This is a genomic window from uncultured Limnohabitans sp., from assembly GCF_937889215.1.
GTDB lineage: Bacteria > Pseudomonadota > Gammaproteobacteria > Burkholderiales > Burkholderiaceae_C > Limnohabitans_A.
The window spans coordinates 1-10,615 of record NZ_CALBEX010000124.1; the positions used below are offsets into that span (position 1 = coordinate 1).

Below are 10,615 nucleotides of genomic sequence, written 5' to 3' on the forward strand. Positions count from 1 at the left end.
GGTATTCATTGGCGCAATGCCAAGCCACTTTGGCAGCCCTGCTGGCTTTTCCTGGGCTGCGCTTCGAGGCCCTGCCGGTCTTGTTATCCGCCGCCAAAGCTTGGCAAAACCAGGGTGGAGATTTCGCTGATCACCTGATCGGTGCACAAATGCAGTCACTGGGCTGCGAAACCGTTTTGACCTTCGACAAACGGGCCAGCAAGGCTGGCACACACCGCGCTGTTTAGGTCAACGACTTGGGCCGTCGGGGTTCTGAACATTCAGCGGTCATGCCCCCTGCACCTGCCGCAAATGCAAACGCGCAGCGGTTTTGACGGCTTCGGTCAGGCGCTGGGCTGACGGGGCCTCGCGGGCCCAGTGCTGCCAGTACAGGGCCACATCCACCGTGGCACCGGGCAGCAGCTCTTGCAGAGCTTGCGCGGGGTCCGTGTGCAAGGCAGCACGTTGCACCAGATGCTGCTCGGGCACCATGCCCCAGCCCAGGCCCAGCGCGATGGCGGTCTCGAAGGCCTCGACCGCCGGGGCAAAGTGGCGTGAGTAATGGGGTTGCCGCAGGCCAAAGTGCTGGGCCAAAAACGCGTCTTGCAGAGCGTCCTTGCGGTTGAAAATGACCGCAGGCTGGGCCAGCATTTTGTGCGGCGACACCGCGCCGCTGGGCGTTTGGCAACGCTTGACCACCGCTGGCGTGGCCACACAGCAATAACGCATGGTGCCCAGCGGCTCGGCCACGCAACCGCGCATGGGCTCGGCCAGGGTGCTCACACAGCCGATCACGTCGCCGCTTTTGAGTGCGTCGTGTGTGTGGTCCTGGTCGTCGATCAGGATTTCGAGCAGCAAATGGTGCTTCAAAAGCAAGGGGGCCACGCCGGGCAAAAACCAGCTGGCCACCGAGTCGGCGTTCACGGCCACGCTCAGCGATTGCCAGCGCGGCGCCTTGCGCGCACCGCTTGGGGTGGACGTGCCTTGCAGGCCGCCCAGCAAATCGGCTTCCATCATGCGCACCTGTTTGACGTGGGCCAGCAAGCTCTGCCCAGCTGGGGTGGCCCGCACCTGCTTGCCTCGAACCAGCAGGCGCTGGCCCAGGGTGTCTTCCAGCGCCTTGATGCGCAAAGACACGGCCGCCAAGGTGAGCGACAGCGCCTGAGCCGCCGCACCAAAACTGCCGTGCTCGACCACGGTGGCCAGGGCTTCGAGTTGGCGGGCATCCAGCATGTTTGAGTTAAATATTAATTAAGTGATGTGAGTTTAATTGAACTTGGTTTAAATCATGACGCTTGGCGCGCACACTCGTGGCCATTCACCGGCAGCGCCATCCAGTTGCCCCAGCATCACACCGCCGCACACGGCCCCCGGAGATTCCCATGATTCTGAGCTTTCCCACTTTCACCGCCGGTATGGTGCTGAGCATCTCGCTGATCATGGCCATTGGCCCGCAAAACGCGCATGTGCTGCGCATGGGCCTGCAGCGCCAGCACCTGTGGCTGACGGTGGCGGTTTGCGCCGTGGCCGATGTGGCGCTGATTGGCCTGGGCGTGCTGGGCCTGGCGCAGCTGGGCGGCTTGACAGACAAGCTGCACGGCGCACTGGTGGGCGCAGGCATGCTGTTTTTGGCGGTCTATGGCTGGCAGGCGTTTCAGCGGTTTTTGCGGCCCAGCGGTTTGGGGCCGGCCGCCACGCTGGCCGATGCACCCGAAAGCGCCAGCAGTTCAGAAAACACCACCAACGCGCCTCTGCGCCCCGTTGCAGTGACCCGCCGTCAGGCCGTGTTGTCGGCGCTGGCGTTTTCTTGGCTCAACCCACACGCTTGGCTGGACACCGCCGTGCTGATCGGCACCGCCTCGCTGGCTTATGGGCAAGGCAGCACAGTCTTTGGCTTGGGTGCGGCAGCGGGTTCGATGCTGTGGTTTTTGGTGCTGGGCGCAGCTGCCTTTTGGCTTGGCCGCCGCCTGCATTCCCTGCACATCTGGCGCGCACTTGACGGCGCGGTGGCGCTGATGATGTGGGGCACGGCCGCGTGGTTGGGCTTCAGTCTGGTTTGAGTAGGTGAAGGTCTGCCGATCCCAACAAGCACCCAGCACCAGCACGCCTTGATCGCCCACGGGGTGGGCTCCAACAAACTCAAGGCGCAAACAGTTCAGCGCATTAACGTGTCAACCAGCGCCGCGCCGCAAAGCTCAGCGCGTCCACACAGGCCACCATGAGCAGCATGGCCGCCAAAATGGTGGCCGTCTTGTTCATGTGGAACAGGCCCATGTGGAAAGACAGCATCTGACCCAAGCCACCCGCGCCCACCACGCCCAGCACAGCGGCGGCGCGGATGTTGTTTTCCCAGCGGTACAGCGTGTAGCTCATGAGCTGCGGCAGCACCTGGGGCAAGGTCGCATAAAAGAACACGCGCAACGGCCCCACGCCTTGGGTGCGCAAGGCGTCGCCAGGCCCTGTGGGGATGTTCTCCATGGCCTCGGCGAACAAACGGCCCAGCACGCCCGTGGTATGCAGAGCCAGCGCCAAAGTGCCGGCCATGGGCCCGAGGCCCGCCGAGATCAAGAGCAAAGCGGCCCACACCAATTCTGGGATGGCGCGCAAGGCATTGAGCAACCAGCGCGTGGGGCTGCGCAGCCAAGCCGGGTCTTGGGTGGACATGCGGCTAGCGGGCACGGCCAACGCCAGGCCCAGTACCGCCGCGATGGCTGTGCCCAAGGCCGACATGGCCAGTGTTTCCCAAGCGGCCCAAAGCACCTTGTTGACGAACACGGGCGACAAATCAGGCGGGAAAAACTCCGCCACAAAGCGGCCCATGCTGCGCGCCGCGTCCATGGACGCAAAAGACGCCCAGTCCAGGTCGAGCGAGACAAAGCTGGCCACCACCAAGACCAGCAAAGCCAAAGTGAACCAACACGCTTTGCAGCGCGCATCAAAGATTGGCGGCGGCAATTTGTAGGGGGGGTTGGCCGCTTCGCGTGAAGAAAACAAGGTGCCTGAAGACTTCATGCCAGCGCCTTTCGCAACCAGGTGCTCACGCGGTCGGCCACGGCCACCAGCGCGATGAACACCAGCAGCATGGTGGCTACTTCGCCGCCGTTGAACATCTTCATCGAGTTGTCGAGTTGTTGGCCCAAGCCGCCCGCACCCACAAAGCCCAGCACCACCGACGAGCGGATCGCGCATTCCCAGCGGTACACGGTGTAAGAGGCCAACTCAGCCGCGTGGCTGGGCAGCAAGGCGTACACAAAGGCCTGCAGACGGCCACTGCCATTGCGCATCAGGTTTTGAGTGGCGTGGCTCTCGCCGCTTTCCAAAATCTCTGCGTAGACCTTTCCCAGCATGCCACCATAAGTCAGCGCAATGGCCAGCACGCCCGCCGTGGGCCCCAGGCCCACCACGCGCACAAACACCAGTGCCCAGATCAGCTCCGGGATGCTGCGCAGCACAATCAGCGTGGCACGCACCAGCCAGCGCAGCACCGCAGGCCAACGGTCCATGCGGCCCGACAAAGCCGACAGCGACAAAACCCGCGTGGCCAACAGGCTCAAAGGAATGGCCAGCACCAGCGCCAGCGTGACCCCCGCGGTGGCCATGGCCACGGTGCGCCAAGTCTCACGCACCACCATGTCCATGAACTCGGCGTTGTAAATCAGCGGCCAAAAGGTGGACAAGAACTGCGCCGTCACTTTTCGGTTGTCAGGCTCCCACAGCACCCACAAACGGAACTCGGTGGCCACGCCCAATGGCCACAACAACACCAAAGCCAGGCTCAACCAAAACACCCGCTTGACAAAGGCCGGGTCGCGGGCAGGCGCACCCAGGCGAGGCCGGGGCGCAGGCAGGTGTGAAACAGAAGCGGTCATCTTGAACCAGGTACAGCCAGCTACAGCGTCAACGGCAGTGCATCACCGCAGGCGCGGACTGGGCTGAAGAGGCTTCTGGTGAGGGCATGGGCGGGGCTTCGCCACGCAACTCGTGCTCGAACTGGTCGTACAAATGCGCCAAGCGCTCGGGGCTGACTTGTGCAGACGGCAAGTCAAACACCAGCTGCCCGTCTCGCAGGCCGATGATGCGCGGAAAGTGCGCCAGCGCCATGTCCACCTGGTGCAACGTGGCCACCAGCGTGACTTGGCGCTCGGCCGCCAAGTTCACCAAAGCGGTCATGGCCATGCGGGCGCGCATCGGGTCGAGCGCAGACAGCGGCTCGTCGATCAACCACAGGCTGGCCGGAGCCAGCAAGGCGCGGGCCAGGCCCACGCGTTGGCGTTCACCGCCCGAGAGGCGGTCCACGCGGTCGAACAATTTGTCGCCCAAGTCAAAGTGCACCAGCGCTTCGTAAGCGGCCGGGATGTCGGCGGGGTAGAACAACGAGCGCAAGCTGGACCACAAACCCATGCTGGGCAAACGCCCGGCCAGCACCGAAGTCACCACGCGTTGACGCGGCGGCAGCGGCGGCACCTGCGGGGCCAGAAACAACTGACCGCGCAAACGGCGCAAATCGCCCGCCGATTGCGTCCAAGGGTTCACGTCCAACAACTGCAAGCGGCCTTGGGTGGGCCGCTGCGCACAGGCCAGAACCTGCAACAAGGTCGTCTTGCCCGCGCCCGACGGGCCGATGATGGCCACTTGCTCGCCTGCCGCCAGTTGCAGGTTCAGGGCACGCAAAGCAGCTGCCGCACCGGGCAAGGCTGCCGGATGCCGGGCCTCCAGGCCCAATAGCTCGATGTTCACCGCGCTGCTGCTCAGGTTTTACAGCAAGCCCGCGCTGCGTGCGGCCGACTCGAGGCCTTTGTAGTTCTCGGGCGTGGTGGGCACGTAGCGGGTGGCGCGGTTGAGCTTCAGGATCTCGGCGTGCTCGGGGTTGGCCGGGTTCAGGGCCAACAAGGCGGCCTTGAGTTTTTCGCGCAAATCAGCGGGCATGTCAGCGTGCACGGACCAGTTGTAGTTGAAGTAAGGCGCGGTGGTGAAGAAAACGTTCACGTCTTGCGTGTTGACCTTGTTTTCGGTCACGAACTTTTTCCAAACGGTGATGTCGAGCGCCGCAGCGTCGACCTTGCCGCTGACCACCGAGGCGATGGTGGCGTCGTGCGCGCCGCTGTAGGCGATGCGTTTGAAGTCTTTTTCTGGGTCAATGCTGGCTTGCAGCAAGAAGCTGCGCGGCATCAGATGGCCCGAGGTGCTGCTTTGCGAGCCGAACGAGACCTGCTTGCCCCTCATGTCGGCCAAGGATTTGATGCCCGAATTGGTTTTAGCGATGAACACCGACTGGAATTTGGTGTCTTCTTCGCGCTGCGCCAAAGGCACGATCTTGCCGCCCGAGCGGATGTTGGCTTGCACAAAAGTAAAACCACCAAGCCAGACCACATCGACCTTCTTGTTGACCAGCGACTCCACGGCGGCCGGGTAATCGGTCACGGGCGTGAACTGCACCTTCATGCCCAACTGTTTTTCCAGGTAGTTGGCCAAGGGTGTGAACTTGCGCACCTGCTCGGTGGCGGCTTCCTCAGGGATGGTGGTCAAGCGCAGCGTGGTTTGGGCCTGGGCTGCCGAAGAAAAAGCGGCCGACAAAGCCAGCAAACCCATCAGGGCCGCAGTCTGGATTTTGGAGAGGATTGAGGTGGACATGGCGCAAAACTCACCCGAAGTGAGGCATATGAAAAGGAGCTTGATTACACCCTAAATTCAAGAGCCCCCAAGCCCCAAGGGCCCAACTGTGAACGCCTCAGTTGAAGCTCAGGTTGTTGCACTCTTCGCACTCTTCCTGCAACCAGCCCAATTTGACAAACAGCGCATGCAGTTGGCAGCCCACGCAAAAGCCCAAAATCGCCTCCAGCCACATGAAGCCCAGGCACACCCAAACCATGACCAAAGGCAGCCAGCGCGGCAGGTATTGCTCGGTGGTGGGCAGCAACTGAAGGGTGGTGACGGTGTTGACAAAGGCGGCGAATTTTTCGGGGTGAAAAAACACCAGGCACAAGGCAATCATGCTGGCACCGATGCCCCAGGCAAAGCGCTTGGGGGCCAGCGGTTTCCAAACGGCTGGCGCGCGCCGCGCCAGCCAGTTGGACAGCCAAATGGTGGGCGAGAGGTAAGAAGTTTTGACACTCATGCCCGCCAGCATCTCGAACAAGGCATACAACAAGAACCAGGTTTGCACGGTGTAGTCGTAGGTGCGCCGCACCGCCTCGACCATGTACAAAATCCGCCCATCAAAATCGGTGTCAAAGGTGTCACGGATGACATTGCCGGTGATGTTCCAACGCGTGCCAAACACAATGTCCACCAACGTGAAGGCCATGAAAATTGGCACGATCAACATGATGCCCGCCCGGATGCGCACCGCCGTTTCGTTCAGGTAGGGCTGTACATCGTCGCGACTGCGAAACCACACATAACGGGTGTCAGGCGGCGTGTATGAGGGGGGCGTTGCAGCGGCGGTGGCATTCATGAGGCATCTCCTTGGCTTTGTGCGAGGCCTGATAAATATGAGACCTCGCTTATGTATTGCCATTATGCAAACAAAGTTGATTTTTTACATGCGCCCCTGGCTTCTTTTTTTTGGGGTCCAAACGGCTTGGTTCAACTGGTTCATCCATGCCTGCCAGTGCGAACTTTTGCAGCGCGTTCAACATCTTTGACAAACAGTCGGCCCTTGGCCAAACGCCTGGACTTCGGGGCCTTGAAGGCCTCAGGCCAAGCTTGTCGCCCATTTGATTGGTCCGCATGTCACGCCTGCTGATAATGAATTCTGCCCAGCGCTCTTGCTGCGTACAAATCCAATGACCAGGAGACTTGCATGTTGAACGATCTGAAAGACAAAGTGGTTTTGATCACCGGCTCCAGCACCGGTATCGGCGCAGCTGCCGCTGTGGCCTTTGGCAAATTAGGAGCACGTGTGGCCGTGCATTACAACAGCAGCCAGGGACCTGCCGAAGAAGTCCTGGACCGTGTCAAAGCCACAGGCGCACAAGCCATATTGCTTAAAGGCGATGTGCTCGAATCTGCCCAATGCCAACGGCTGGTAGATGAAACCGTTCAGGCTTTTGGCCGCATCGACGTCCTGATCAACAACGCTGGCGCTTTGGTACAGCGTGTCCCCATTGAAGAGATCACCGATGAATTGTTTGACAACGTGGTCTACCTGAATGTGCGCTCGGCCATGATGTGCACGGCCGCTGCCGTGAAGGCCATGCGCCAACAGGGTCAGGGCGGTGTGGTGATCAACGTCACCTCGGTGGCCGCGCGACATGGCGGGGGTGCTGGCGCATCGCTATACGCAGGCTCCAAGGGTTTCGTCTCCACCATGACACGGGGACTGGCCAAGGAATTGGTGAAAGACCATATCCGGGTCAACGCGGTCGCACCTGGCGTGATCACCACACCCTTTCATGAGCGTTTCTCGACTCCCCAAATGTTGGAAGGTTTCAAAGCCACCATTCCCATGAACCGACTTGGCACGGCCGAAGAATGCGCGGGTGCTTTCGTGTATTTGGCGTCAGAACAAATGTCCGGCTATGTGACGGGCCAGATCATTGAGGTCAACGGCGGCCAATACATGCCTTGATGCTCAATGCATCAATGGATTGAGCACGGTCACGCGCCACAAGGTGCGTGGCCGCGTCAAATCAACAAGCGGCGCGCTGTGCAGCAACAATGCGTTGTCCCACACAATGACATCCCCGTTCTCGTAATTGTGTGTATGGCAATAGGCCGCTTGCGTGGCGTGTGCTGAGAGCCCACGCAGCAGTGCCAAAGCCGCCTCGTCGTCCATGCCCTCGATCCCAAAAGCACTGCCGCTGACGGCGTAAAGAGCGGGTTGTCCGGTGAAGGGGTGTTTCCTGACCAGCGGGTGCCTGACCCAATTGACCTTTTTGGCTTGGTCCGGATTGAGCACCGATGCCACAGTCCGCGAGCGTTGGTTGAGGTCATCGCGGTTGCCGTAATGGTGCTTGACCACCAACCCCTGAATTTTGTCTTTCATGGATGCAGGCAAGTCGGCATAGGCTTTGGCTTGGTTAGCAAAGCGGGTGCCGTTGGGCGCTGGCGGTACATCCTGCGCATGCAGGATGGTGCACCGCGCCACATCCTCTAAATAAGAATAATCGGTATGGAAATAGGTGCCTGCATCGACCAGCCCCGTGGGTTCGCCATCCTTAAAAACATTCGAAAGAACCAGAATATTGGCATCGTCAGGATGGTGGAAGGTGTCAATGACGTGCGGCGAAGGCCGTCCCCATGACCTGGCAAAGGTGACCATTTGCGCGGCCGTTAAAGACTGGTTCTTGACCACGATGAAACCATGTCGGTGCAAGGTATCGGCCAACCACGTCTGCTGATCAGCGGTGAGCGGATGGGCAAGATCAAGCCCATCGATTCGGCCCCCCAAAACGTCACTCAACGGTGTTGAAGAAGGCATGCAGGCATCTCGGCTCAGTTGATCATTTCAGGCGAGAAAAATCGTGGCAAGAACAAAGCGATCTCGGGGAAAACGATGACCGCAAAAAGCACCACCAACATGGGCACCACCATGATCATGGTGTCCTTGATGGCAAATCGCAACGGCACTTTGGCCACCGCGCACGCAATCATCAGGCACATGCCATAAGGCGGCGTGACCAAGCCAAACGCCAAAGACAAAATACCCACAATCGCGAAATGCACGGGATGCATGCCCACCGACTCGGCCAAGGGCTGCAAAGTGGTGCCCACGATGATGATGGCAGGGATCGCATCCAAAAAGCAGCCCACCACCAAAAACGCCACTGCAATAAACAAACCGACACCGATCACACCCAGACCCCAGGTTTGCACATTGGTCAATAAGGCTTTGGGGATTTGGTAATAAGCCAGCAACCAACCAAAAACCGAAGCGGTGCCCACGCAAAACAGAGCCACGGCAGAAAGTTTGCCCGTATCCAACACCGCAGCGATGAATTGCTTCAAGCCCATTTCGCGGTAAAAAAGCAAAGACAATACGGACGCATACAACACCGCCGCAGCGGCTGACTCCGTCGCCGTGAACCAGCCCAACAAGATGCCGCCCACAATGATCACAGGCGTCATCAAAGCCGGCAAAGAGACCGCCAGCGCCTTGACCAGCTCAGCCAAATTAGCGCGGGGGTAAACCGGGTAATTGCGTTTGACTGCGTAGGCGTGTACGGTGGCCATCATGGCCAAGGCCAACAAAACCCCCGGCACAATGCCCGCCAAGTACATGGCACCAATGGATGTCGAGATCACACCGCCCCACACCACCATCAAGATGGAGGGTGGAATGATCACCGCCAACACCGAAGACACCGCCGTCACCGCGATCGAAAAGGACAGGTCATAGCCTTCCTTGACCTGCGCCTGGATGAACAACTTGCCTTGTCCTGCGGCATCGGCACTGGCCGAACCTGAAATGCCCGCAAAAAACATCGACAAGAGCACGTTGATTTGCGCCAGGCCTCCAGGGAAATGCCCCACCATCGCACGCGACAAACGCATCATGCGCTGCGTGATGCCACCGCCGTTCATCAAATTGGCCGTGAGCAAAAAGAACGGGACTGCCAACAAAATAAAAGAGTTGTAGGTCTTGAAAGTTTCATTGAACAACACCATGGGCGAGAGTCGGGGTTCAAGCACCAAGACCGGCAAAGAAGCCAAGCCCAGCGCAAAAGCCACAGGGACCCTGATCGCCAAAAGCAGGAAAAAGCTGCCAAACAAAACCAAAGCAGCCATGCCCGGTGAAAAAAGTGATGAGCTCAACTTGTGGACTCCTGGTTCAGACCTTCATCGCTTGCGGGTTTGCTGAACATGTGATCCAGCAGAAAAACGATCCATAAAAAACCCGCGATGGGCCAGGCAATGAAAATCCACCACATGGGCATGTCGGCCAATTCAGAAGTCTGATTCCAACCAAATTGCGTGAACTCAATGCCCCAGTAAAAAATGACGCCTGAAAAAATCAACATGAGCACCTGACACAAGAACAGCAGCACCCGGCTGGCTTGGGCTGACAGTTGGGGTAAAAAATCCACATCGAAGTGCATTTTTTCTCGCACGCCTAAGGTGGCGCCCAACATGATCAACCACACAAAAAAGAACCGACTCATCTCTTCGGTCCACATGTATCGGGGGATCAGATCGGTGTAGCGTGAAAAAATCTGCATGCACACCGGGACCAACAAAAGCAAGAGCGTAAAGATGAGCAAAAAAGACAGCACCGCATCAATGACAGACAACAGTTTTTTCATGAACACCTTCCAACCCAAAAAAATGCTTGCGGTGACCCCAAGGCCACCGCAAGCTTGTCGCCTTATTTCAATGCGTTGATCTTGGCAAAGATCGCATCAGCGCCAACTTCTTTGGCATAAGCGGCCATGACCGGGTCCACCAGTTTTTGCATCTCTGCGCGCTGAGTGAAAGTCACTTGCTTGAGCTTGCCTTCCTTGGCGTATTTGTCCAGCTTGGCCTGGTCTTGAGACGACTCGATGTCGCGGCCATACGCACCGGCTTCTTTGCCCGCTTTGACAATGGCCGCTTGCAATTCAGGTGGCAACTTTTTCAAGGTTTTGACCGAGAAGCACAGTGAACGGATGGTGATGGCATGGCGGGTCATCAAGATGTTGGGCGCCACTTCATAGAA

General features: G+C 59.1%; 12 protein-coding genes and 1 pseudogene. 3 read left to right on the forward strand and 10 right to left on the reverse strand.

Going from position 1 to position 10,615, the window contains the following annotated elements:
* Window positions 1-227 (forward strand): annotated as a pseudogene (locus tag Q0341_RS03225) (hypothetical protein); the annotation flags it as partial.
* A 40-nt stretch (window positions 228-267) separates the two neighbouring features.
* On the opposite strand, the gene argP reads toward Q0341_RS03225, so the two are convergent.
* Complete coding sequence (gene argP, locus Q0341_RS03230; protein ID WP_299510519.1) at window positions 268-1,212, reverse strand: HTH-type transcriptional regulator ArgP; 945 nt, start codon at window positions 1,210-1,212, stop codon at window positions 268-270.
* A gap of 149 nt (window positions 1,213-1,361) precedes the next feature.
* Here argP and Q0341_RS03235 point away from each other — a divergent pair, with 149 nt between their 5' ends.
* Window positions 1,362-2,039 (forward strand): LysE family transporter, encoded by a 678-nt coding sequence (locus tag Q0341_RS03235; RefSeq protein WP_299510521.1) that lies wholly within the window; start codon window positions 1,362-1,364, stop codon window positions 2,037-2,039.
* A 103-nt stretch (window positions 2,040-2,142) separates the two neighbouring features.
* Here Q0341_RS03235 and phnE read toward each other — a convergent pair whose 3' ends face one another.
* The 5 genes from phnE to Q0341_RS03260 form a co-directional block, all read right to left on the reverse strand.
* Window positions 2,143-2,991 (reverse strand): phosphonate ABC transporter, permease protein PhnE, encoded by an 849-nt coding sequence (phnE, locus tag Q0341_RS03240; RefSeq protein ID WP_299510523.1) that lies wholly within the window; start codon window positions 2,989-2,991, stop codon window positions 2,143-2,145.
* Complete coding sequence (locus Q0341_RS03245; RefSeq protein ID WP_299510525.1) at window positions 2,988-3,848, reverse strand: ABC transporter permease; 861 nt, start codon at window positions 3,846-3,848, stop codon at window positions 2,988-2,990. The genes phnE and Q0341_RS03245 overlap by 4 nt, the downstream gene beginning before the upstream one ends.
* 28 nt (window positions 3,849-3,876) lie before the next feature.
* Window positions 3,877-4,716 carry an ATP-binding cassette domain-containing protein gene (locus Q0341_RS03250; protein ID WP_299510527.1) on the reverse strand — a complete coding sequence of 280 codons (840 nt, stop codon included), beginning with the start codon at window positions 4,714-4,716 and terminating at the stop codon, window positions 3,877-3,879.
* 18 nt (window positions 4,717-4,734) lie between these two features.
* On the reverse strand, window positions 4,735-5,610 hold the full coding sequence (locus Q0341_RS03255) for a putative selenate ABC transporter substrate-binding protein (protein WP_299510528.1): 876 nt from the start codon (window positions 5,608-5,610) through the stop codon (window positions 4,735-4,737).
* Window positions 5,611-5,707: 97 nt separating this feature from the next.
* Window positions 5,708-6,433: a DUF4395 domain-containing protein gene (locus tag Q0341_RS03260; protein ID WP_299510529.1), complete on the reverse strand. Its 726-nt coding sequence runs from the start codon at window positions 6,431-6,433 to the stop codon at window positions 5,708-5,710.
* A gap of 351 nt (window positions 6,434-6,784) precedes the next feature.
* Between Q0341_RS03260 and Q0341_RS03265 the strand changes: the two genes are divergently transcribed.
* A complete protein-coding gene (locus Q0341_RS03265; protein WP_299510536.1) occupies window positions 6,785-7,549 on the forward strand; it encodes a glucose 1-dehydrogenase in 765 nt (254 codons plus the stop codon).
* A 3-nt stretch (window positions 7,550-7,552) separates the two neighbouring features.
* Here Q0341_RS03265 and Q0341_RS03270 read toward each other — a convergent pair whose 3' ends face one another.
* The 4 genes from Q0341_RS03270 to Q0341_RS03285 form a co-directional block, all read right to left on the reverse strand.
* Window positions 7,553-8,401 carry a TauD/TfdA family dioxygenase gene (locus tag Q0341_RS03270; protein ID WP_299510531.1) on the reverse strand — a complete coding sequence of 283 codons (849 nt, stop codon included), beginning with the start codon at window positions 8,399-8,401 and terminating at the stop codon, window positions 7,553-7,555.
* A gap of 14 nt (window positions 8,402-8,415) precedes the next feature.
* Window positions 8,416-9,735, reverse strand: a complete 1,320-nt coding sequence (locus Q0341_RS03275) for a TRAP transporter large permease (protein WP_299510533.1) — start codon at window positions 9,733-9,735, stop codon at window positions 8,416-8,418.
* A complete protein-coding gene (locus tag Q0341_RS03280; RefSeq protein ID WP_299510534.1) occupies window positions 9,732-10,223 on the reverse strand; it encodes a TRAP transporter small permease in 492 nt (163 codons plus the stop codon). Before Q0341_RS03280 ends, Q0341_RS03275 begins: the two co-directional genes overlap by 4 nt.
* 62 nt (window positions 10,224-10,285) lie before the next feature.
* Window positions 10,286-10,615, reverse strand: a 330-nt coding sequence (locus Q0341_RS03285; RefSeq protein WP_299510535.1) for a hypothetical protein, incomplete at its 5' end; no start/stop codon positions are given.

What these genes read in the sequence shown, in the direction of transcription:
- argP (WP_299510519.1), bottom strand. Translation starts at nt 1,212, where the DNA reads ATGCTGGATGCCCGCCAACTCGAAGCCCTGGCCACCGTGGTCGAGCAC.
- Q0341_RS03235 (WP_299510521.1), top strand. Translation starts at nt 1,362, where the DNA reads ATGATTCTGAGCTTTCCCACTTTCACCGCCGGTATGGTGCTGAGCATC.
- phnE (WP_299510523.1), bottom strand. Translation starts at nt 2,991, where the DNA reads ATGAAGTCTTCAGGCACCTTGTTTTCTTCACGCGAAGCGGCCAACCCC.
- Q0341_RS03245 (WP_299510525.1), bottom strand. Translation starts at nt 3,848, where the DNA reads ATGACCGCTTCTGTTTCACACCTGCCTGCGCCCCGGCCTCGCCTGGGT.
- Q0341_RS03255 (WP_299510528.1), bottom strand. Translation starts at nt 5,610, where the DNA reads ATGTCCACCTCAATCCTCTCCAAAATCCAGACTGCGGCCCTGATGGGT.
- Q0341_RS03260 (WP_299510529.1), bottom strand. Translation starts at nt 6,433, where the DNA reads ATGAATGCCACCGCCGCTGCAACGCCCCCCTCATACACGCCGCCTGAC.
- Q0341_RS03270 (WP_299510531.1), bottom strand. Translation starts at nt 8,401, where the DNA reads ATGCCTTCTTCAACACCGTTGAGTGACGTTTTGGGGGGCCGAATCGAT.
- Q0341_RS03280 (WP_299510534.1), bottom strand. Translation starts at nt 10,223, where the DNA reads ATGAAAAAACTGTTGTCTGTCATTGATGCGGTGCTGTCTTTTTTGCTC.